Genomic DNA, 22,237 nt, shown 5'->3' with positions numbered 1-22,237 from the left:
GGGGCATAACGACTAAGTGGCATATTGCCCGAACTATTCCAGCGAGCAAATATTTGATGCATGTATGATTTTGGTGTTCTTAATAGTAAGCAGACTAAATGCATTCGTTCAAATATTTTATCTGCTCCATGAATAATATTTTCAGCAATAATTTTAGCATCAGCATGCGTTTTACAGGATCTGGTATTTATTCCCAGTTTATTAAGCTCATTAGCTGTACTATTTAAATCTACATTCGATAATTGAGCGCGCCAATTTTTTGCATATAAGCGTTCAATCTCTTGGAAATCACCGCTGACCCATCGATTAAAAGCGTCATTTTCGGATGTCACTTTTTGTACTATCCCCGATTTTCCATCCTTTTTTACAAAGTTACCTCTATTTAAAGGTATACCTCTTCGCATGGGAATGGGAGAGCCGAGCAAATTTACTAGTGCCATTTCTAAATGAAATGCGCAAGGTGAACCACTTGCGTCTGGGAACTTATTAGCGATTCTTTCCACAATAGTTTCTGGCGGAATTTTGCCGTTTGTTTTTGCTAGGTCTGCTAAAGTTTCAACATAAAATATAGGGCATATGATGGGATAAAAAAAATGTCCGAACCATACAGATTCATCCACAGAAAGCGCCTGTATGAATGATTTATCAAAAAGCGTTATCGGCCCCATATCGACCCCAAAATTTCCTTATAATCTGTCTACATTGCGTCTACATGATTTTTTCAAACTTTCTGAAAACTACCGTAACTACTTGATTTTATTGGTGGGCCCACTAGGACTTGAACCTAGGACCAACGGATTATGAGTCCGCTGCTCTGACCAACTGAGCTATGGGCCCGGAGAGGGGGTCATTTTAAACTTAATTTGTTTAATGTTCTAGTTTTTTTTGTGTTTTTTTTAGGGATTTTCCTCTCCCGTTCGGGAGAGGGGTAGGGAAGGCAAAGAGGTCACAAATCCTTTTTATCCTTCCTTTTATTTGAATGATTAGCCTTCATCACCTTCTAAGAAGCTTCTCAGTTTCTCCGAGCGAGAAGGGTGGCGCAGTTTACGGAGCGCTTTTGCTTCGATCTGACGAATTCTTTCGCGAGTTACGTCAAATTGTTTACCCACTTCTTCCAGAGTATGGTCAGTATTCATTTCGATACCAAAACGCATACGAAGTACTTTGGCTTCTCTTGGGGTTAATGTTTCCAAGATTTCCAGAGTTGCTTCGCGTAAACCTTCGGCGGTTGCCATATCAATTGGTGATTCGATGTTGTTGTCTTCTATAAAGTCACCTAAATGCGAATCATCATCGTCACCGACCGGGGTTTCCATGGAGATGGGTTCTTTTGCAATTTTTAAAACCTTGCGAATTTTGTCTTCGCTCAATTCCATTTTTTCCGCGAGTTCTTCGGGAGTGGCTTCACGGCCGGTTTCCTGAAGAATTTGTCTGGAAATACGGTTGAGCTTGTTAATCGTTTCGATCATGTGTACCGGAATACGGATGGTACGTGCCTGATCGGCGATGGATCGGGTAATTGCTTGTCTAATCCACCAGGTTGCGTAGGTAGAGAATTTGTAACCACGGCGGTATTCAAATTTATCTACTGCTTTCATCAAACCGATATTACCTTCCTGGATTAAATCAAGGAATTGCAAGCCGCGGTTGGTGTATTTTTTCGCGATGGAAATTACCAAACGTAAGTTGGCTTCAACCATTTCTTTTTTTGCGCGGCGTGCTTTGGCTTCGCCAATAGACATTTTGCGGTTGATGTCTTTAATTTCTCCGATCGTCAATCCATATTCAGCTTCGAATGCGACCAAGCGGGATTGGATACGCAAAATTTCGTCAGTATACTCCTGGATACGATCCATATCGAGTTTTTTGCCGTGTTTGGCAATAATGCCATTGAGCCATTCCATATCCGTTTCTTGGCCTGGGAATGTATCAATAAACAGTTTACGTGGAATACGCGCTTTTTCAATGCAAAGTCGCATAATACCGCGCTCAAATTCTCTGATGTGGTTACGCAATTGACGGAAGTGACGCGTTAATCGATCGACTTGTCTGGAAGTGAGCTTAAGCTTTAAGAATGATTCAGACATTTTTTCCAATGCCTTGAGCGTTTTGGCATGTTCTCTACCATGCTCTTTTAAAGCAGCGATTGATTCCTCAAATGTATCGCGCAAGTCATCAAAATAAATTTTGGCTTGTTCTGGATTTGGACCGTCATCGACTTCACTGATACCGCCTTCGCCATCTTCATCTTCTTCATCAGATAGCATTAGGTCATCCATTTGTTGCTCTTCATCCAACATGGAACCAATACTTGCTGCAGGAGCCATTTCATCTTCAACGTCAGAGAAGCCACTAATAATTTCATTGAGACGAATTTCTTGAGCGTTAAATCGCTCATAATCATCGAGCACTAATTGGACGGTTTCTGGGTAATTTGCCAAAGATTTAAGTACTTGGTAAATACCTTCTTCGATGCGTTTCGCAATACGGATTTCGCCTTCGCGGGTTAACAGTTCTACTGTACCCATTTCACGCATGTACATGCGAACAGGATCGGTCGTTCGTCCTGTTTCTTTGTCCACAGAGGCAAGTACCATTGCGGCTTCTTCAATATCGGGTACTTCTTCTGTATTAAGCAGAAGTGCCAATTCATCATCACCAGGGGGTAACTCAAATACTTTGATGTTCATGCCTTCTAGCATGCTGATAATGACATCAAAGTGCTCTGTATCAACTATGTTAGGCAAAAGGTCATTAATTTGGCTGTAAGTCAAGTAACCCTGCTCTTTTCCCAAGCTAATGACTTTGGTTATTTGTGAGCTTTGCTGTTCTTGATCGTTCGTGGTCATAGGCACTTCTCTAGGGACAATTAGACACAATCCTAAAAAATAAGCGAATCGTACAGCATTTAAAGCACTAGTTGAAATGATCGCTTTTTTAGGATTACAAAATCTTACAATTATAAACCGGGAGTTTGCAACATACTAGTAATTTTTCCTGCTTTTTTCAGAACATCCTATTTATGAGGTTTTGGCTCATTCCCTGCCAAGTTTTATTTATCATATTTTATACAGAATGTTCAATAAAATCTATAATTACAATGGTCAATAGATAATTTTATTGCGCTTATGAAGTAGATTAAGGGGGCGTCAACATGAAAGAGAGACCCAAACATTTTGTTGAGAGAATTAAGTATGCTTATGATCGCATTAAGGACATGAAACACGGATATGTTTGGGTAGGATCGAGTGATTATAACTTCGAATATGCAGAGGGGGTGAAATTAAATACCAAAAATCTTATTGAAGAAGCAGCTCATGAACGAGATATCACGGTATTGGATATTGGTACTTCAAATGGAACATTTGTTGCTGCGAACGATACAGATTTAAATAAAATGCTCAAACACAAGCATAAGGTGAGAGTATTTGGTATTTCAGCAACGGATGAACGTCCTCCTAGTGGTACTATTATCCCAAACGAAAAATATCTTACTGGCAACGCAGAATATTTAGGGACTCCGGGGTATGAAGAGTTTCAAACGATTGCCTCACAGCAATTCGATTATATTTTTTCTAGTAAAACGTTCATGCACCTTGTTGATCCGGTTGGTGCAATAATTCAAGCTTACGATAAACTCAAACCTGGCGGTATCTTAGTGATTGATGAATTTACGCTCAAAGGTTGTGAGGGGCGATTACAAGATATTGTGACGTATCTAAGGAAACAAGGTCATTGCATCGCTGTATCGTTAAATGATCAAAAGGGAACCATAGAGCAATTTTGCATAAAAAAAACCAGCAAATCACTGGAATTTCCTCTCGAATACAATGGACAGGAACTCAGTTATGTGCCATCTCCTATGTTAGCAAAAGACAATCGCAGCACTCTTGAAAAAATTGTTGCAGCACGAACTCTTCTTGACGGTATCTTAGAACAATCAGGATTATCTTTATATAAAGAATTTAATTCCCTTGAAGCATTATTAAAAAGCAAAGGCTATCAAAGTCTCACTCATAAACAACAGGAGTATTGTATTTTATATGTTGTTGCCAAAGAACTAAGTGTTCATTTCCGAGAGGAACATAAACCTCAATTAGGCTCAACAAGTACTCTTTTTGCAAGCCATTCCATTTCATTACAAAAAGTTCTTAATTTGAAACGAATGTGTTACAACAGGGCCGGGGAAGGGGATCGCATTCTTTCGGGTGATTTGCACGGTGTGGGTGTGGATAATATCATAATTAACAGTGATCATATCCCATTAGCAGTTCGGTTAAATTTGATCCGCTTAACGGCCTGTCAAAAACTGTTAAGTTTGGATCTGGAAAACTTTGCCGAGAATGCAAAGGCTTTTGCGCAGATGGGGATACAGCCCACTGTCATTGAGTCTTACCATGATGCAAGCCTTTTCAGTAAAATATGCAAAATTTTGTCGCAGTCTCAATCATCAAAACCAATGAATGTAGTTGTAGGCAGAAAATTTACTGAAAATTCCCAATTATCTCAGTTAAGTCCTTATTTTATTGAGACTCTCAATTTTATGTCTAATAATCAAAACAAAGAATATATCTGTAATATGTTGCAAATAAAACTCAATTCTTCTTCCTATGATTTTACCAAAGTTGAATACGTTAATAATAATGGCCATTATTTCTTTAAACTTCTTGCAGAAAGCCCATATTCGACTGATGCGGAACAAAATTTTTTAATCCCAGCTTCTCAATTCCTTGCTGTCATGAATTGGTCTTACAGTACGATACATCGACATGAATTGGCATTAGAAAAATTACCTCTTGTTTTTGATTCACCAACTATAGTCGATTACCTAAATGGTAATCTAGGAGGTACTGGTATTCATGTTCTTGATTGTTTGGCAGGGTACTTTAGGGTAGAGGAGATAAGCACTACTGAGGATCCTGATTGCTTTAAAATTAGCATTAGAAAAGAGGGCTTAGAAGGGGCTTCTCAAGAGATTATGATTTCCAAAGCTGAAATGTCCGAATTGATTTTGCAGCAGCAAAGTGTTGCGTTGGCGTTAGGGCATCATTAGGTCCTGCTTCCATTTCTGCTATCTTGGCTCAACTCTCCTGATTTTCTGTGCCCTATGCTCAGATAGCCCTAAATTTAAATATGTCGCTCTTTTAACATCTCTTGCAATTTTATTTTTTCAGCTTCATTCAATCCTTGCTGACGTGATTTATTAATCAGCTGGCGTATAGTTAATTCACGATTTTGTTTTTGTAAAAACAGGATAATATCAATGAATTCTTTCACTAATTCTTGTTCGGGGACCAGATGGTCCCAGGCAGCAAGTTTATTCAAGGAATCAAAATAAGAATGATTACGCCATGATTCAATCAGTGTCGCAGTAGTTGCTTGAGGGGTTGTTGCCAGTTGCTTTAATACACTGAGCAGAACTTCATGTTCTTTAGCGTCCAGAAGCTCTAGATTGATTTGCGGTTTGATCTGCGTATAAATTTCAGGATGTTGTAGGAGTAAAGCTACCGCAATACGCATTGGCGTACGAGCAATAGTCATGGTTTGTTCTTGCTGAGGCGCTTTAGATTCCTCTGTAATCAACTGATTTAAGCGATGTGTTTCGATATGAGTTAAACGAGCTAGATCTTCGATGAGAAGTTGTTTGTACGAACCCTCATTCATTTTTTGTAAAAACGGTTTAGCCAAATTAATCAGTTGAGTTTTTCCTGCAGGTCGAAGCAGATTGAGATCTTTGGCTAAGCTGTCAAAAAGGAAGCGATGCAATGGTATGGCTTGCTTGAGTTGGTTTAAAAATTGGTCTTTGCCTTCATCACGAACTAAACTGTCTGGATCATGTCCATCGGGCAAGAACATAAAACTGGCGTCCAGTCCTAAATTCAAATGAGGCAAACTGCTTTCAAGAGCACGCCAAGCTGCTTGTCTTCCAGCGTTGTCGCCATCAAAACAGAATATGAGAGACTTGGTATGTTTGGCAAGAAGTTGAATGTGGTATGTACTGGTCGCTGTCCCTAAGGTTGCAACTGCGTTCATAACTCCATGTTGGGCTAATGCGATGACATCCATATAGCCTTCAACCACAATGATGTACTCTATCGTTTTTTGCTGGCTTAGAATTTGATGTAAACCATACAATTCCCTGCTTTTTTGGAAAATGACAGTTTCAGGTGAGTTAAGGTATTTGGGTTTTTGTTCCTTGTCCAGTACGCGTCCGCCAAAGCCTATGATACGTCCATGGCGGTCATGAATAGGAAACATGATGCGGTTACGGTACCGATCATAGATTTTTCCGTCCTCATTTTTAATCAACATCCCAGTTGCAAGCAGTTCGCGTTGATTGCGGGGAAATGCTTTTTCAAGATGGTGCCATCCTTCGCTTGCATAACCTAACTGATACAGTTTGGCAATTTCTCCGCTTAAGCCCCTGCCTCGCAAATAATCAATGGCAACTTGTCCTTCATGTCTCAATTTTTTTTGATAATAAAGACTCACGTCTGACAAAAGTTTATAAAGATCCTGCGATGGATTATTTTTCTCAGTTTGTTTGTCCCGAGGGATTGTTAAACCCACACGAGTGGCCAGGGTTTCAATGGCATCAACAAAGCCCTGATTGAGGTAGTTCATGACAAAGCTGATGGCATTTCCTGAGGCACCACATCCAAAGCAGTGATAAAACTGCTTTTTGGCAACAACATTAAACGAAGGGGATTTTTCATTATGAAAAGGACAGCACGCAATATGGCTGTTCCCTCGTTTTTTCAAGGGAACATAGCTGTCAATTAATTCAACCAGATCCGTGCGGTGAAGAAGATCATCAATGAATGGCTGCGGGATTAAGCCAGACATAGTGATCCTTAACTTAGCTTAGCCTTAATCATGGCACTGACTTGAGCCATATCAGCACGTCCTTGCAGACTGGGCTTTAAGAGTGCCATAACTTTACCCATGTCTGCCATTTTTTCTGCACCAGTTGAGGCAATGGCATCTTGAACCATTTTCTCAATTTCTGTGGCAGATAAAGGCTCAGGTAAGTATTTTTTCAGGACTTCAAGTTCAAATTGTTCCTGAGCAACCAAATCATCTCGATTGGCTTTTTCGTATTGTGCAATGGATTCCTTCCGTTGTTTGCTCATTTTATCCAAAATCACCAACATGCGCTCATCATCCACTTCAATCCGTTCATCGACTTCAACTTGTTTTACGGCAGCAGTAATTAAACGAAGTGTGGCTAATAATTCTTTATCTTTGGCACGCATTGCGTCTTTAACATCATTATTGAGACGTTCTTTAATAGTCATTTCTTATTCCTTAAAATCCAATGAGCAGCTCGGCCCTAATGTAAGGAACCTCTCCTCATATTTTGCTCACTACGTGAGGAAGAAGTTTAATATAATCTAAAAAGCGAAAGGCCACTAAATACAACATCATAATCATAAATCAAATTGTGACTATGCGAAGTACATGTGGCCTAGTAAAAAATACAGGACAGAAAAAATCCTATTTACGTCGGCGTTTTCCGCCTTGTTGTTTTGCTGTCATATCACGAGAAATTTTCTTCAGATGACGTTTTACTGCAGCAGCTTGCTTGCGTTTACGCTCAGCAGTTGGTTTTTCATAAAATTCACGACGGCGTAATTCGGTTAAAATACCGGCTTTTTCACAAGAGCGCTTAAAACGGCGCAATGCGTATTCTGGGTTTTCGCCTTCTTTGACGCGAACGGTAGGCATTAAACTAATCCTCTGGTTATTTGATCTTAATAGGTGGGCAATTCTAGTGCTAGTTGAAGCCCTCGTCAAGTTTTAATAGATAAATTTTATTTTAACTTCTGTGGCTGGGTGATGTTTGGTAGTTGGGGTGAAGCGTAGCGTACCCGGGACTATGGTTTTCCTTTGGGTTTGAGAACCCCCGGGTTACGCTGCGCTTCACCCAGGCTACATGATGTATGGTACAATCACTGAATTTTTTTATCAGGCTCTTTCTATGTTGGTTTTAGGTATTGAATCTTCCTGTGATGAAACTGGAGTAGCGATTTATGATTCAGATGCTGGTTTGTTAGCGCATGCCTTGCATTCGCAAATTGATACCCATCGAGTGCATGGTGGGGTAGTGCCTGAGCTTGCTTCGCGTGATCATATTAATTATTTGGTTCCTTTGCTCGATAAAGTATTGCAACAGACGGGGCTTGATAAAAAAGCACTGGATGGAGTTGCGTATACGGCAGGGCCTGGGTTAATTGGCGCATTACTGGTTGGTTCTTGTTTTGCCAAAAGCTTGGCGTATGCACTGCAAATTCCTGCGTTGGCCATTCATCATCTGGAAGCACATCTTTTGGCCGCTAAAATGGAAACCCCCTCACTTCAATTCCCTTTTATTGCGCTTTTGGTATCTGGTGGCCATTGTCAATTGGTTGAAGTTAAAGATTTAGGTGAATACCACATACTCGGGGATACTCTCGATGATGCAGTAGGCGAAGCGTTTGATAAAACCGCCAAGTTAATGGGGATACCTTATCCAGGAGGCCCTGTACTCGCAGCCCTTGCTGATCAATGCGAATCAACTCCATATCGTTTCCCTCGTCCTATGACCGACCGTCCCGGTCTTGATTTCAGTTTCAGCGGTTTGAAAACATTTGCTTTAAACACTTGGAGCCAAAGCACTAAAGATGAGCGCGCACGCGCTGAAATTGCCAAGGCATTTCAGCAGGCTGTTGTTGATACCTTAATGATTAAATGCAAACGCGCCGTGCAAGAGTCTGGATGTAAGGAATTAGTAGTTGCAGGTGGAGTGGGGGCGAATAAAGCCTTACGTTCAGGTTTGAGCGAATGGATTCAGAGCATTGGCGGAACAATTTATTTTCCAGCTTTAGAATATTGCACTGACAATGGGGCTATGATTGCTTACGCTGGGTGTTTGCGAATGTTAAGAGGCGAAAAGGATTTGAGCTCCAGTGTAGAAGTTAAGGCGAGATGGCCGCTGGCTTAATTGACTTTCTTGTTTCAATTGCGACTCTGCATTTCAACTTTGTACGCTTTCTCCTGCATCATGCCAATAAGAAGAGGCTGTATTTTATCATCTGTCAACTTTATGCCATACTTTAAGTTGTTTGTTTATTGAGCAATCAATTGAATATTATGTTCAATAAATATCACGTACAATCAAGGAGGATATCATGCGATCTTCTTTAGTTGCTTTGATGTTGTTCTTTTGGGGATTGTCGTTTAATGCAGCTGCAGCACCATCCGGTGGTGGAGGTGGTGGTGGCTTGAAAGATTCTTGTGAAATGTCAGGAGGTACTTTTACAGGGAGTGAAGGTGGGGATTGGGCTTGTTGCTGGTCAAATTGGGGTTGTTATGGATGTATTGGTGGCAACTGTAAAATTAAATGCAATACCGATAAATGCAGAAAAGCAAATGGAGTAGGGAGTAAAGTTACTTCAGGCTTGGCACCAGTTAATGGTTTGGCCCCCGCAGGAATGAAGGCGCCAATTGTTCCTAAAGCACCTACTAAGATAAAGCAAATACCAATACCAAAAAATAACCAAAATTATCAGCCATAGTTTCTGAATCTCTGAAAAATCGATTACTGCATCGGTTTTTCAGAGATTTTTAATTTGATTTTTGCTTTGACTATTCAGTTTATTTTTATTCCTCTTTAGGTTGCTTATTTTTTTCAGCTTTGGATGTAGCAGTTTTTTTAGCCGTTTTGGTTTTCTTTTCAGATGTCTCAGTCTTTTTACTGGTTGTTTTCGTAGTTTTAGCTGTTTTTGTTGTTTTAGGCTTAGTTACTACGGTTTCAGTGATTGTTATGGTTTCCACTTCAATTGCTACTTCTGGGACAGGGGTTTCTGCCCGTTTAGGTTGAATCACGGTTTCTTCAGGTTCATCCTGCATAATCTCGTCAATAACATTATTTTTTAATTTGATTTTTGGTTCTTTTTTATCAATAAGACGCACAATATTGTCTTTATGCTTGTAGAGAACCAAGAGGGCCATGATGAATATGGGTGGGAAAATATCCAAACGTTGGATGAGTAGCAGCGAATAGAATGGAGACAAACCAATAGCGGTGATGGATGCTAAAGAAGAATAGCGGGAAAATTTAGCGACCAATAACCAGGTTGCGGCGACTAAAACACCAACAAGAAAATGAAATCCTAAGAGCGCTCCAATTGCTGTTGCAACTCCTTTTCCACCTTTGAAGTCAAAGAACACAGGGTACATATGGCCGATAACTGCTGCTAAAGCAGTAAATCCTACTGTAGCTGGGCTTGCATCCAAGATTTTGGCGATGAGTACTGGAATGGTACCTTTGAGTATATCGGTAACCATAACTAAGGCTGCGTATTTTTTTCCTGAAAGTCGTAATACATTAGTAGTGCCAGGATTTTGTGAACCCTCGATACGTGGATCAGGTAAAGAAAACGTTTTGCTGACAATGACTGCAGAGCAGATAGATCCCATTAAATAAGCAAGAACTACCAAGAATATGAATAATATCACCGATTGCTCCTTTTTCGGAAAGTAACTTATTATCAATTAATCTTTATTTGCAAGCAAGTGTCTGCGCATGACTGAGTACTTCGTAGCCTGGGTGCAGCGCAGCGGAACCCGGGTTTCGCTGCGCTGCACCCAGGCTACAAATTCATCATCGCTATAAATACAGAGCTTGTAAGTCATTTGTGTAACGTCTACCGAACGCAGTTACTTGCCAGTGTGTGTCTGTTAGGGTAATAAGCTTTTTATTTGCTGCAATTTGAAGTTTAGGGAGGAGATGACTTAGCGGCAATCCGGTAGTTTGGGTAAAGAGTGCTAATGGAATGGCTTGTTCCAAACGCGTCGTGTTGAGCATAAATTCAAAGAGAAGATCTTGGGCATTCACATGTTCCATACTTGCCAGGTAAGACTTTTCTGGAGCTAGGTAATCTTTAGGCTGACGATGTTTGCGTGTTCTAATTATTCTGTTTTCAGCAGTGATTTTGCCGTGAGCTCCAGCTCCTATGCCTAAGTAATCGCCAAATAACCAATAATTCAAATTATGTCGAGCGTGTCGCCCAGATTTAGCAAAGGCAGAAATCTCATAACGTTCAAAACCGGATTCTTTAAGTAATGCGAGTCCCTCCTCCTCAAGAAGCCAGGCTTCATCTTCAGAAGGTAATGGAGGTTTTTCTTTGTAAAATACCGTATTAGGTTCTATGGTTAATTGGTACCAAGACAAATGTTCCGGTTGATGCGCGATTGCAGTCCGTAAATCATCGATTCCTTGAACGACACTTTGTTTGGGCAAACCGTGCATGATGTCTAGATTTAAATTGTTAAATCCAGCATTACGTGCGGACTCTATGGCACGATGAGCTTGTTGTGCATCATGGATCCGGCCCAAGGCATATAAATGCTCTGGATTGAAGCTTTGAATTCCCAAGGAAAGTCGATTAATGCCAATTTGTCGGTATTCAGTAAAACGTTGTTGCTCTACAGTGCCTGGATTAGCTTCCAGCGTGATTTCAATGTCTTTGGCAAAGGGCAAAAGACGCTTCAATTCGGTGAATAAAGTATCGTAGGCTTGTGCAGAAAATAGACTTGGGGTGCCGCCACCAATGAAAATAGAGTAAATTTCGCGGGCTTCGACGTGTTGTAAATCTGTTTTTAAGTCAGCAATAAGTGCTTGCACATAGTTTTGTTCGGGCAAAGTTTCAGGACTTTTATGAGAATTAAAATCACAATAAGGGCATTTTCGAATGCACCATGGAATGTGAATGTACAGCGATAAAGGGATCATTACTCTTTTTTATACTGGCTTGTTTGGGAATGCAATAGTATCATGTTGCGAGTTTTCTAACAAAAAATGTAATCATGCGTTTTGCTTTCTTTCCAATTCAAAAGAAAGAATTTGCATGAATTACCTAAAAAATAAGAGGAAATCACATGGCAAATAAACGAGTTAGAGTTGCTGTTACTGGGGCAGCTGGGCAAATTGGTTATGCATTATTGTTTCGGATTGCTTCTGGACAAATGTTTGGTGCAAACACTGAAGTGGAATTAAATCTGCTTGAGCTTGAAGCAGCGCTTCCTTCTCTAGAAGGGGTTGCTATGGAGCTGGATGATTGTGCCTTTCCTTTATTGAAGCGCGTTGTTTGTACTGCAGATATGAATAAGGCAATGGACGGAGTGAACTGGGCGTTACTGGTTGGCTCTGTGCCACGTAAACAAGGCATGGAACGTTCTGATTTATTGCAAATTAACGGTGGGATATTCACCAAACAAGGCCAGGCAATTAATGATCATGCAAGTGATGATGTGCGCGTCTTCGTAGTGGGTAATCCTTGCAATACAAACTGCTTAATCGCAATGCATCACGCCAAAGATGTACCCAATGATCGCTTTTATGCAATGACTACGTTAGATGAATTAAGATCTCGCACCCAGTTGGCTAAAAAAGCAGGTGTTGATATTACTGCAGTCACTCAAATGACCATTTGGGGGAACCATTCCTCTACTCAATATCCTGATTTTTACAATGCGAAAATCAATGGGGTTTCTGCAGCTCAAGTTATTGATGAATCTTGGTTGAAAGATACTTTTGTTTCCACGGTACAACAGCGTGGTGCAGCAGTAATTAAAGCACGAGGCTCTTCTTCAGCCGCTTCTGCTGCTAATGCGGTCATCACAGGTGTGAATCATTTGGTTAATGATACTCCTGTAGGTGAGTCATTCTCTGTGTGTCGTAGCTCTCAAGGTGAGTATGGTGTGGATGAAGGGTTGATCTTCTCATTTCCTTGCCGTCGCGAACATGGAGAGTTAAGGGTAGTTGAAGGGTTATCCTTTAATGGTTATGGTCGTGATATGTTTGACAAAACATTGAATGAGCTAAGACAAGAGCGTGATACGGTTAAGTCTTTAGGTCTGTTGGATTAAGGGTAAGTTTAACCCTCACCCCTGCCCCTCTCCCGATGACGGGAGAGGAGATTTTTTTCAAAAGAGATAGAGGCTCTTGAATCCCTTCTACCCCTGGGGAGAAGGTGCCAGTAGGGCGGATGAGGGCTTTGATAATTCACCACCTTGCAAAATTAGCGTGGTTTCGAAGATACATTTTCTGCAAATGAAGGGTGTTCTTGGCGAGTTTCCTGATATGTTTGAAACAATTCTGAACTCTCTAAAATCGCTTTAGCTTTGTCACTACGTAAAAGCATAGGAATAGGACGTCTATACAATTTTTCATTCAAACCATCCATGAGTTGTTTTAACGGAACCGAGGGATTCTCTTGGGCTAAAACAGGTAAGTATTTGATAATGGCTTTGGCTATATCTTCATCAGTTAAATGAAAAATAAGCTTCGATTCAGCGATGTCGAAAAAATGTTCCTTGGATTCCATAATCAAGCGCGATAAAAATTCTGGATCTTTATCCAAGTGAGAATTTAATTTTTGAGTAAATCCAGACTCACTTGTACCCGCAATTAACTGAGAATGCAAGCTTGGTTCTTCCAGAGTAAAAGTTTTATCTAATAGGGTGTCAAGCCAGGGGATGAGCTCGATTTCTTTTTGTGAGTCGCCAAATTGGAATCTTGGAGAAACTTTAGGATGAGCAAAGTCAAAAGGAGGCATTTGATGTTTTGCAGCCAGAGAATCTATTGCATTTTTAATCGGCTGAAAATTAATCTGCCACCCCTCAAAAAGGGGTAATGCCGCACTTAATTTATTTGCTAGTTCAATAAACGTAGCTTTTTTATTGGGCTGATAATTTTCAATAGCATCCTTAAGCTCTTGGATTTCAGAATAAGTATATTTTCCGTTGCTTCTTGGTTGCACGTGAAGAAAAACGGGTTCAACAGCTTCTTTTAGCTCTGAAAAGGGGTCAAAAGGGTCACCCATAGATTCATCCTCAATAGGAGAAGGCCCTTCTTTAAAAGTAGTTTATAAAAAAAGAAAATGCCAAGCTTTTTTACATATTGGCGTTAATAAAGTTGGAATTTACAAAAAAAGGCCTTAAAATCAGGGTTTTTTAGGTGCAGTGCAGCATTTTAGGTCAGAAATTTTTTGGCTTTGACTCAATATAATGTGATGTGATTGTCTAGGGTAATTCTGGTACAATAAGCCTATTATTTTTTCCACAAAGTAGGTGTGCAATATGCAGTCTTTCAAAGTAAGCTGTGTCATTATTATTGCCATTGTTTTTTGGGCTTCAGCATTCGTTGGAATACGTATTGGTTTAGCCGGCTACACCCCAGGAGCGCTTGCTCTTTTGCGATTTATCGTTGCGTCACTGTGTATGTTTGTCATCTACTATAGTTTAGGAATTAAAAAACGAGTGGCATGGAAGGATCGCATTCAATTGCTCCTTGCTGGGATGGCTGGTATTGGCATTTATAATATTTGTTTGAATTATGGCGAGTTAAGCGTCTCTGCAGGTATAGCCAGTTTTGTTATGGGTTTAATGCCGGTGATGACCGTACTTTTATCGTTGATTTTTTTACGGGAGAAACTGACGCGCGGTGTTTGGTTCGGCATTTTCATCAGTATATTAGGCCTGGCTTTATTAGCGATTGGTGAGAGTTCAGAGCCTGGAATGCAACAAGGAATTCTGACAATTTTGGTTTCTGCATTGATGGGCGCGATCTTAACCATCATTCAAAAACAATTTGTGAGTGTTTATCATCCTGTCGCGATCATTGCCTGGGTTATGTGGGGTGGCACATTATTGTTAGCCATATTTTTGCCTGACATGCTTCAGCAAATTCAAATTGCTGATTTTCAAACTACCTTAGCGGTGATCTATATGGGTATTTTTCCAGCCGCGCTTGCTTACTTAGCATGGGGCTACGTGTTGAAATATTTATCTGCTTCCAATGCATCCATCACGCTTTATGCACTTCCAATCGTATCGACTTTGATGGGCGCTTTTTTGTTAGATGAACAAATTTCTCCTCGTTCTTTGATTGGATGCAGCATTACCTTACTAGGTGCTTTTATTGCCAATCATTTTCAGTTGCGTCCTTCTTTTGCCAGGTAGCCTGGGTGAAGACGAAGCCGTAACCCGGGTTTCGCTACGCTGCACCCAGGCTACAAGTTTCTTGCTTATTCTCTGTGAAAAGATGCAAACAGGGTTTATACTTTTATTTTTCGTTTTGATGTCCCTTTGTGAGAGTACTCATGGAATTGAGAATTGATAATACCCCGTTTAAAGCTTTATTTCAGCCTTTAGATTTAGGCTTTACTCAATTAAAAAATCGTTTGTTGATGGGTTCTATGCATACTGGCCTTGAAGAAGATAAGGACAGTTTAAATCGGTTGGCACAATTTTATCGAGAAAGAGCGCTTGGGGGCGTAGGCTTAATCACAACAGGTGGTTTTGCTCCGGATCGTGCCGGGCGTTTAGCTCCTTTCGCTGCTAAGTTGACGAACAGTAAAGAACAACATCGACATGAATTAATTACGCATACAGTACATGAAGCAGGAGGCAAAATTATTTTGCAAGCCCTGCATGCTGGTCGTTATGGCTATCATCCATTTATTGTTGCACCCAGCGGTATCAAATCGCCGATTAGTCCTTTTAAACCTTGGGTAATGAGCCAACATCGTATTAAAAAAACCATTAAACATTTTGCGCGCTGTGCTCGTCTTGCCCAATTGGCGGGTTACGATGGTATTGAAATTATGGGTAGTGAAGGGTATTTACTGAACCAATTTATCGTCACGCATACTAATCAACGCCAGGATGAATGGGGTGGCAGTTATGAGAATCGCATTCGCTTTCCTATTGAAGTGGTTCGCAGTGTGCGTGAAGCAGTAGGCGAAAAATTTATTATCATTTTCCGTTTGTCCATGCTTGATTTGATTGCGGATGGTAGTAGCTGGGACGAGGTAGTGATTCTTGCTAAAGCGATTGAAGAGGCGGGGGCTACGCTCATAAATACAGGAATTGGTTGGCATGAAGCGCGAATTCCAACAATAGCGACTATGGTTCCTGCTGCAGCGTTTACCCATCTCACACACCATTTAAAACCGGAAGTTAAAATTCCAGTAATTACCTCAAACCGTATCAATACACCCGAAATAGCCAATGAAATAATCGAGTCTGGGGTAGCGGATATGGTTTCCATGGCCAGACCCTTTTTAGCGGATCCATTATTTGCTGAGAAAGCTAAAAAAGGAGAAAGCGAAGCGATTAATGTGTGTATTGCGTGCAATCAGGCATGTCTTGATCGCGTCTTTGTAAATAAAACAGCTTCTTGTTTGGTGAACCCCCGCGCCTGTAACGAAACGGAATTAATCTATGAGGTCACTGCACAACCTAAATCCATTGCCGTTGTGGGATCGGGTCCAGCAGGGCTTGCCTTTGCTGCAGTTGCTGCGGAGCGAGGACATCAAGTAACGTTATTTGAAAAAAATGCTCAAATAGGCGGACAATTTAATTTGGCAAAACGAATTCCTGGAAAGGAAATTTTTCAGCATACACTGGATTATTTTAATTATCAGCTGCAGAAATTTAAGGTTACGATTCGTTTAAATACCGAAGCAACAGTTGAGCAATTGCACGATTTTGATGAGGTTGTTATCGCCAGTGGGATTAGGCCGCGTATTCCTATGATTCACGGAATTGATCATCCTAAGGTAGCAAGTTACATCGACGTGATCACAGGTAAAAAAGATGTAGGTCAACGAGTGGCTATTATTGGTGCAGGTGGGATTGGTTTCGATGTAGCCGAATTTTTAACACACCAACATCCAGTTCCCAAGGAACAGTTTTACAATGAATGGGGTATTGATATTTACGGGAAATTCCGAGGTGGGATTAAAACTCCTGAAATTACTCCAAGCCCGCGCGAAGTTTATTTGTTACAACGTAAAAAGGAAAAAATGGGTAAACGTTTGGGTAAAACAACGGGATGGATTCATCGTTCCAGCTTGAAGCATAAACAAGTCAAAATGATTTCTGGGGTGCAGTATGATGCGATTGATGATGAAGGTCTGCATGTACACATTAATGAGAAATCTCAGATTCTACCCGTGGATACAGTAGTGATTTGTGCCGGACAAGTCGAACTGGCTGAATTGTTCACTCCTTTAAAAGAGGCAGGAAAAAACGTGCATTTAGTAGGTGGAGCATATAAAGCTTTAGAGCTGGATGCGCGCCATGCGATTGATCAGGCATGTCGTTTGGCTGCTTTGATTTGATGAAAATCCCATTTACTGCCATTGAGTTAAGAATCCCCGTTTATTAGCTGTAATCAATGATCTCATCCGCCCTGACGGGCACCTTCTCCCCTAAGGGAGAAGGGAAATTCTTAACTTACTGTGAGAGAATCCCGGGTCACCAAACACTTAAACTACGGTTGATGTCCTATGATAATTTCATAAATATCGTGCATTATTCTGGTTATTTTGTTATTATAATGTCCAATTTTTATATCACTTAGCCTTTTGTAGGTTATGTTTTAATCGATCAGGATTTTTATGTCTCAAGAAATAACAAGCTTCGCATCCTTTAATTTTTCAGATGCTTTAAATAAAGCATTGGAGGATATGAAGTTTACCACTCCTTCTCCAATCCAAACACAAACAATTCCTTTACTGTTGGAAGGTCGTGATGCGATCGCTTTGGCACAAACAGGAACAGGAAAAACAGCTGCTTTTGCTTTGCCTATATTGCAAAATTTATCTCCTAATGTGCAGGGCACTCAAGCGTTGATTTTGGCTCCTACCCGTGAATTAGCGATTCAGGTTGCTGAACAGTTTGAGTTATTAAGTGCAAAACAACGGGGTACTACTGTAGCTGTTTTATGTGGCGGACAAGATTATGGCCGTCAATTAAAACAATTAAAGGCTGGCGCTCAGGTTGTGGTAGGAACTCCCGGCCGTATTTTAGACCATATCGACAGACGTACTTTGCAGCTAGACAATTTGCGTACATTCATTCTTGATGAAGCAGACGAAATGTTACGCATGGGCTTTATTGAAGACATTGAAACCATCATGGCAAAATTGCCTGAAAAAAAACAAATTGGTCTGTTTTCAGCGACCATGCCTCATCGTATACGACAAATTGCCAATACTTATTTGCATAATCCTGCATCCATCGAAATACGTGGAGAAACAGCTACGGTAAAAAGTATCGAACAACGCTTTTTATTTGCCTCAGGACATCAAAAACCTGATGCATTATTGCGTGTATTGGCTGTAGAAGAGTATCAGGGTGTGATTGTATTTGTGCGTACTAAAAGCAGTACCGAAGAAGTTGCTGAAGTCTTGCAGCAACAAGGGCTGCGCGCTATGGCCATTCATGGAGATATTACCCAGGCATTGCGTGAGCGTATTATTGCGCAATTCAGACAAGGGGCTATTGATATCCTAGTTGCTACAGATGTGGCAGCACGAGGTCTGGATGTGGATCGAGTAACCCATGTGATTAACTATGATTTACCGCATGATAATGAAACTTATGTTCATCGTATTGGAAGAACAGGTAGAGCAGGGCGTTCTGGGGTAGCTGTTTTATTTGTAACTCCCAAAGAATCACGTTTAATCAGCAGTATTGAGCGACATACGCGCCAACGTATTGCCAAAGTAACTGTCCCTAATGACCATATGATTCAAGTGGTGCGGCAACAACGTTTTATGGCAAACATCACGTCACGTTTAGAGCATGCAAACTTGCCTTCATACAAACGAATCGTTGAAGAATACATTAAAGAAAATGATGTGCCTGCAGTAGATGTTGCTGCAGCACTTGCTTTGCTGTTAAACAAGGACCTGCCTTGGCAAAAAGAGCAAGCATTACCTAAATCACCACGTCCAGTTAAAGAGGGGCGTACTGAACGCGTTGGCAAATTCGAACGCTCTCGAGCAGATGAGCGAAAAGGTTTTGCTGCGGATAAAAAAGGGTTCCGCGACGGACGTAAAAAATTTAGTGATGAATCTGTAGAACAGGATTTATTTCGAATTGATGTAGGCAAAATTCATGGTGTGAAGCCAGGTAATATTGTTGGTGCCATCGCGAATGAAGCTGGTTTGCAAAGTAAGCATATTACTGGTCTTAAAATTCATGAAGATCATTCAACTGTACGCTTGCCCAAAGGCATGCCTAAAGAGGTAATGAGTGATTTAACTAAAGCTTGGGTCTGTGGACGTCAGCTAAAAATTACCTTAATAGGGAGCGCTCAATAACCATCTTGGTGAAGGATGGGGTTGTGATATGAAAACACCCCGGGTTCCGCTGCGCTGCACCCAGGCTACAATTTTATTATTCTGATGTCACTGAATGAGTCAATTTAATTTTTCGTAATCACGTAGCCTGGGTGCAGCGCAGCGGAACCCGGGTTATTGATATCAGACTTATGCTTTGTAAGCTAATAAAGCTGCTGTTGTAGCTGCGACAGCCAGCACAGCTAAACCTGCGGTGACAGGGGTGAAGAAAGTGTAGGGGTTCTCAGACCGTTCTATTTTATTTTTCAGATCTGTTTTCATTTGTACTATCTTTTCTTTTACTGAATCAATTCGGTTACTAGGATTGGTTTTTTCAGTCATTATCGGTAAATAATGCTCCTTAAACGCTGTATTAGCCGCATTTATTTCATGCGCTCGTTCCTCGCTCTCTGAGTAAAAGGATAAAGAGGTGCGGGCAATTGCTTCAAAAACGGAGGCGTTAAAGCACAACTTATCATGTTCACTCCATTGTGATGATTCAGTAATCTTAGAATTGAGTTGATAGCGCGAAATATCAGCTTTATTTTCGGTAAAATGACAAATTGCTTCTTTTAATTCTTCCTTATTAGAAAGTATTTGCTCTATATAATCTAGACACTTGAGGATAAAATTTTGTTCAAAAGCCATTGTTTGAGCCTCCGTGGCAAAAATATTAGGGCCTGTTCCATTTCTACTATCTTGGCCAAACTGTCCTGATTTTCTGTGCTCCGATGCTCACATACTTTGTGTATGCTGCGCTTCGGTGCTCGAAAAATCAGGCCATTTTGGCTCAAGCTAGCGAAATGTATACAGGCCCTAATATAAAATAACTTTTGCTTGAGGCGCAATCGAAAAATACTTCAAAGCCATTTTTTTGTCCACGAAATAAGCATAACTTTAATTTATACCTCTGTTTCCAGGGAGTTTGTTTATATTTAACCTATTGATAAATAAATGAAAAATATGGAGAGCAAGCGTAATTGCTTATAAAGGATCTTTCATAATATAATGCGGAAGGCTTTTGTTTTTAAAATAACCAGATAAACTCTTCAAAATTCAGTGCGGTAGTCATTCTTAATCAAGATGTCACTGCTTTTTTGGGGATTAGAACTTAAGGGTATACATGAAACTGTTTGCAACTATAGGGGCTTTTTTATTCTCTGGGATTGTTTGGGCTACACCTCTTCATAATATAGTTGTATTTGGAGATAGTTTGTCTGATAACGGTAATTTATATAAATTTATGAAATATCAATTACCTCCATCCCCTCCTTATTATAAAGGCCGTTTCTCCAATGGGCCTGTCTGGATAGAACATGTAATCGCTTCTTATTTTCCTAAAGACCCGGCCGCCCATTTATTAGATTATGCTTATGGTGGTGCTGGAGTATCTGAGGAAGAAGGGGCTGACGATGTATTGTTTACTTTAAGAAGGGAAGTGAGCAATTATTTAACAGAGCATCATGATAAAGCAAGTGAAGACAGTCTGTTTGTCATATGGATAGGCTCAAACAATTATCTAGCATTTCCTTCAGAGATCGAACAAACATTACACGACGTGCATAAAGGAATTATAAACAGCATACAGCGTTTAGTAGAAAAAGGTGCTAAGCATATTTTGGTGGTTAATTTGCCAGACTTGGGGCGAACTCCTGCAGCAATTGAATTTGGCTCGGTGGATGCGATGACCTATTTTGCCAAAGAACATAATAACATGATAAATAAGTCGATTGATGAATTAAGGCAAGAACATCCTGATGTAGAGTGGTTGTATTATGATCTGCATCAAGCTTTTGAAGAAGTGATGTCTCATCCACAAGATTATGGTTTTACCAATTTAACGGGTACTTGTGTTAATTCAGTGGTTGAAGACATTACCAAAACATCTGTCTTAGAAATGGTGGCATCAGTCAAACCTCGAGCAGCACAGGATGCATGTACAGGTTATTTGTTTTTTGATTTAGTACATCCAACTGCATTAGCACATAAAATTCTTGGGGACAGAGCTAGAGAAATGTTGGATCAAGCGGGTATCGAATTGACAGATTAGAGGAAGGGTGATCTTTCAAATGTAGCCTGGGTGCAGCGTAGCGAAACCCGGGAAATTGACTATCCATACCCCGGGTTTCGCTACGCTGCACCCAGGCTACATATTTCGTTTTTAATCGATTAGGACTAATTTATTAGGATGCTATGAAATACATTACAAGGATTGTTTTGATATGTTTCTGCCTCTTTTCAGTTGCCTTTGCAGACAAACTAGAAATTAAGGTTGATGGTAAAAACATTGACTTACCTTACTGGCCTGCAAAAAAAGAAAAATATGGGGCTGTACTCCTAGTGAATGGTGGTGAGCAAACACAATCTACTTCATTGTTAGATAATTTGGCAAATCAATTGGCCCAAAATGGATGGCAGGTTGTCTTACTCAATAATGACAGCGGTATTCCTGTGCCCTGGATCAAACAATTTCCTGAAGTAATTGCTACGTTACGAAAACAAAAAAACATACGTGTTGTGCTCTTGCATTATGGGGAGCAATTAAAACAAACGTTTGATTACTTAGGTAAACCTCCTATACCTGAAATTGAAGGCTTGATTTTATTGTCTGCTTACGATGTTCCTCCCTCAGGGGATAAGGAACCAAAATTGAACATGCCTGTTTTTGATATCGTTGGTCAGTTTGATTATGATATGACAAAACAAGAAATGGCCGTCAGAAAAAAGGAATTTGGATCGAATAAAGATAATTATCTGGCTATAGAGATTCCTGGGGCTCACCATGATTATGAATACTCGAGACAACTGCTGTTTTCATTTATCCATGGTTGGATGGTAAAGCTTCCTGAGTTTCAAGGGAAATCGCCTCCAGTTATGTACTCTTATTTGTCTCCAATTACCCCTTTTTTTAAGGAACAAGTGGCAAAAAATAAGGAATCGGATTGGAGCGGATACCTTGAGCATCCTCCTGAACTTGATTGAAAGTAAATGCTCACCCTGTATTAAGGAACGGCCGTATTTGGCGCATCTTGCTCGAAAACAATACTTCGGAAGCCTCA

At 40.4% G+C, this 22,237-nt stretch carries 18 protein-coding genes and 1 tRNA gene; 9 read left to right on the top strand and 10 right to left on the bottom strand.

The window, feature by feature from the left end; translation table 11 throughout:
- The 3 genes from Lstg_RS16450 to rpoD all read right to left on the bottom strand — a co-directional run.
- Window positions 1-668: hypothetical protein (locus Lstg_RS16450; RefSeq protein ID WP_193787203.1), on the bottom strand; the 668-nt coding region annotated here is incomplete at its 3' end.
- Window positions 669-760: 92 nt separating this feature from the next.
- Window positions 761-837: transfer RNA gene (locus Lstg_RS16445), tRNA-Ile, on the bottom strand.
- Between the two features lie 146 nt (window positions 838-983).
- On the bottom strand, window positions 984-2,849 hold the full coding sequence (gene rpoD, locus Lstg_RS16440; RefSeq protein ID WP_058478696.1) for an RNA polymerase sigma factor RpoD: 1,866 nt from the start codon (window positions 2,847-2,849) through the stop codon (window positions 984-986).
- A 305-nt stretch (window positions 2,850-3,154) separates the two neighbouring features.
- Here rpoD and Lstg_RS16435 point away from each other — a divergent pair, with 305 nt between their 5' ends.
- Complete coding sequence (locus tag Lstg_RS16435; protein ID WP_058478695.1) at window positions 3,155-5,053, top strand: class I SAM-dependent methyltransferase; 1,899 nt, start codon at window positions 3,155-3,157, stop codon at window positions 5,051-5,053.
- A gap of 74 nt (window positions 5,054-5,127) precedes the next feature.
- On the opposite strand, the gene dnaG is transcribed toward Lstg_RS16435, so the two are convergent.
- The 3 genes from dnaG to rpsU all read right to left on the bottom strand — a co-directional run bounded on the left by dnaG (window position 5,128) and on the right by rpsU (window position 7,728).
- Window positions 5,128-6,846, bottom strand: a complete 1,719-nt coding sequence (gene dnaG / locus Lstg_RS16430; RefSeq protein ID WP_058478694.1) for a DNA primase — start codon at window positions 6,844-6,846, stop codon at window positions 5,128-5,130.
- Window positions 6,847-6,854: 8 nt separating this feature from the next.
- The gene (locus Lstg_RS16425) at window positions 6,855-7,298 is read right to left on the bottom strand and encodes a GatB/YqeY domain-containing protein (protein WP_058478693.1); all 444 of its coding nucleotides are present in this window, start codon (window positions 7,296-7,298) and stop codon (window positions 6,855-6,857) included.
- A 199-nt stretch (window positions 7,299-7,497) separates the two neighbouring features.
- Complete coding sequence (rpsU, locus tag Lstg_RS16420) at window positions 7,498-7,728, bottom strand: 30S ribosomal protein S21 (protein ID WP_010652681.1); 231 nt, start codon at window positions 7,726-7,728, stop codon at window positions 7,498-7,500.
- 253 nt (window positions 7,729-7,981) lie between these two features.
- Between rpsU and tsaD the strand changes: the two genes are divergently transcribed.
- Complete coding sequence (gene tsaD / locus Lstg_RS16415; RefSeq protein ID WP_058478766.1) at window positions 7,982-8,983, top strand: tRNA (adenosine(37)-N6)-threonylcarbamoyltransferase complex transferase subunit TsaD; 1,002 nt, start codon at window positions 7,982-7,984, stop codon at window positions 8,981-8,983.
- 187 nt (window positions 8,984-9,170) lie between these two features.
- The gene (locus Lstg_RS16410; protein WP_058478692.1) at window positions 9,171-9,557 is read left to right on the top strand and encodes a hypothetical protein; all 387 of its coding nucleotides are present in this window, start codon (window positions 9,171-9,173) and stop codon (window positions 9,555-9,557) included.
- 85 nt (window positions 9,558-9,642) lie between these two features.
- Here Lstg_RS16410 and plsY read toward each other — a convergent pair whose 3' ends face one another.
- Window positions 9,643-10,500: a glycerol-3-phosphate 1-O-acyltransferase PlsY gene (plsY, locus tag Lstg_RS16405; RefSeq protein ID WP_058478691.1), complete on the bottom strand. Its 858-nt coding sequence runs from the start codon at window positions 10,498-10,500 to the stop codon at window positions 9,643-9,645.
- A gap of 151 nt (window positions 10,501-10,651) precedes the next feature.
- Entirely contained in the window at window positions 10,652-11,776 is a 1,125-nt protein-coding gene (hemW, locus tag Lstg_RS16400) for a radical SAM family heme chaperone HemW (protein WP_058478690.1), read from the bottom strand.
- Between the two features lie 146 nt (window positions 11,777-11,922).
- Here hemW and Lstg_RS16395 point away from each other — a divergent pair, with 146 nt between their 5' ends.
- On the top strand, window positions 11,923-12,912 hold the full coding sequence (locus Lstg_RS16395; RefSeq protein WP_058478689.1) for a malate dehydrogenase: 990 nt from the start codon (window positions 11,923-11,925) through the stop codon (window positions 12,910-12,912).
- A gap of 152 nt (window positions 12,913-13,064) precedes the next feature.
- On the opposite strand, the gene Lstg_RS16390 is transcribed toward Lstg_RS16395, so the two are convergent.
- Window positions 13,065-13,868 (bottom strand): hypothetical protein, encoded by an 804-nt coding sequence (locus Lstg_RS16390; RefSeq protein WP_058478688.1) that lies wholly within the window; start codon window positions 13,866-13,868, stop codon window positions 13,065-13,067.
- Window positions 13,869-14,124: 256 nt separating this feature from the next.
- Here Lstg_RS16390 and Lstg_RS16385 point away from each other — a divergent pair, with 256 nt between their 5' ends.
- The 3 genes from Lstg_RS16385 (at window position 14,125) to Lstg_RS16375 (ending at window position 19,160) form a co-directional block, all read left to right on the top strand.
- Complete coding sequence (locus tag Lstg_RS16385; RefSeq protein ID WP_058478687.1) at window positions 14,125-15,006, top strand: DMT family transporter; 882 nt, start codon at window positions 14,125-14,127, stop codon at window positions 15,004-15,006.
- A gap of 140 nt (window positions 15,007-15,146) precedes the next feature.
- Window positions 15,147-17,171: an NADPH-dependent 2,4-dienoyl-CoA reductase gene (locus Lstg_RS16380; RefSeq protein ID WP_058478686.1), complete on the top strand. Its 2,025-nt coding sequence runs from the start codon at window positions 15,147-15,149 to the stop codon at window positions 17,169-17,171.
- A gap of 279 nt (window positions 17,172-17,450) precedes the next feature.
- Complete coding sequence (locus tag Lstg_RS16375) at window positions 17,451-19,160, top strand: DEAD/DEAH box helicase (RefSeq protein ID WP_058478685.1); 1,710 nt, start codon at window positions 17,451-17,453, stop codon at window positions 19,158-19,160.
- Window positions 19,161-19,328: 168 nt separating this feature from the next.
- On the opposite strand, the gene Lstg_RS16370 is transcribed toward Lstg_RS16375, so the two are convergent.
- The gene (locus Lstg_RS16370) at window positions 19,329-19,826 is read right to left on the bottom strand and encodes a hypothetical protein (RefSeq protein WP_058478684.1); all 498 of its coding nucleotides are present in this window, start codon (window positions 19,824-19,826) and stop codon (window positions 19,329-19,331) included.
- 475 nt (window positions 19,827-20,301) lie between these two features.
- Between Lstg_RS16370 and plaA the strand changes: the two genes are divergently transcribed.
- Both plaA and Lstg_RS16360 read left to right on the top strand, forming a co-directional pair.
- Window positions 20,302-21,228 (top strand): GDSL family lysophospholipase PlaA, encoded by a 927-nt coding sequence (gene plaA, locus Lstg_RS16365; protein WP_058478683.1) that lies wholly within the window; start codon window positions 20,302-20,304, stop codon window positions 21,226-21,228.
- Window positions 21,229-21,371: 143 nt separating this feature from the next.
- Complete coding sequence (locus tag Lstg_RS16360) at window positions 21,372-22,160, top strand: alpha/beta fold hydrolase (protein WP_058478682.1); 789 nt, start codon at window positions 21,372-21,374, stop codon at window positions 22,158-22,160.
- Window positions 22,161-22,237: the final 77 nt, after the last annotated feature.

The sequence above is a fragment of the Legionella steigerwaltii genome (assembly GCF_001468065.1).
GTDB lineage: Bacteria > Pseudomonadota > Gammaproteobacteria > Legionellales > Legionellaceae > Legionella > Legionella steigerwaltii.
This window is presented reverse-complemented; position numbering and strand designations above follow the sequence as displayed.

Coding starts and splice junctions, on each gene's coding strand:
- rpoD (WP_058478696.1), bottom strand. CDS start 2,849: ATGACCACGAACGATCAAGAACAGCAAAGCTCACAAATAACCAAAGTC.
- Lstg_RS16435 (WP_058478695.1), top strand. CDS start 3,155: ATGAAAGAGAGACCCAAACATTTTGTTGAGAGAATTAAGTATGCTTAT.
- dnaG (WP_058478694.1), bottom strand. CDS start 6,846: ATGTCTGGCTTAATCCCGCAGCCATTCATTGATGATCTTCTTCACCGC.
- Lstg_RS16425 (WP_058478693.1), bottom strand. CDS start 7,298: ATGACTATTAAAGAACGTCTCAATAATGATGTTAAAGACGCAATGCGT.
- rpsU (WP_010652681.1), bottom strand. CDS start 7,728: ATGCCTACCGTTCGCGTCAAAGAAGGCGAAAACCCAGAATACGCATTG.
- tsaD (WP_058478766.1), top strand. CDS start 7,982: ATGTTGGTTTTAGGTATTGAATCTTCCTGTGATGAAACTGGAGTAGCG.
- Lstg_RS16410 (WP_058478692.1), top strand. CDS start 9,171: ATGCGATCTTCTTTAGTTGCTTTGATGTTGTTCTTTTGGGGATTGTCG.
- hemW (WP_058478690.1), bottom strand. CDS start 11,776: ATGATCCCTTTATCGCTGTACATTCACATTCCATGGTGCATTCGAAAA.
- Lstg_RS16395 (WP_058478689.1), top strand. CDS start 11,923: ATGGCAAATAAACGAGTTAGAGTTGCTGTTACTGGGGCAGCTGGGCAA.
- Lstg_RS16390 (WP_058478688.1), bottom strand. CDS start 13,868: ATGGGTGACCCTTTTGACCCCTTTTCAGAGCTAAAAGAAGCTGTTGAA.
- Lstg_RS16385 (WP_058478687.1), top strand. CDS start 14,125: ATGCAGTCTTTCAAAGTAAGCTGTGTCATTATTATTGCCATTGTTTTT.
- Lstg_RS16380 (WP_058478686.1), top strand. CDS start 15,147: ATGGAATTGAGAATTGATAATACCCCGTTTAAAGCTTTATTTCAGCCT.
- Lstg_RS16375 (WP_058478685.1), top strand. CDS start 17,451: ATGTCTCAAGAAATAACAAGCTTCGCATCCTTTAATTTTTCAGATGCT.
- Lstg_RS16370 (WP_058478684.1), bottom strand. CDS start 19,826: ATGGCTTTTGAACAAAATTTTATCCTCAAGTGTCTAGATTATATAGAG.
- plaA (WP_058478683.1), top strand. CDS start 20,302: ATGAAACTGTTTGCAACTATAGGGGCTTTTTTATTCTCTGGGATTGTT.
- Lstg_RS16360 (WP_058478682.1), top strand. CDS start 21,372: ATGAAATACATTACAAGGATTGTTTTGATATGTTTCTGCCTCTTTTCA.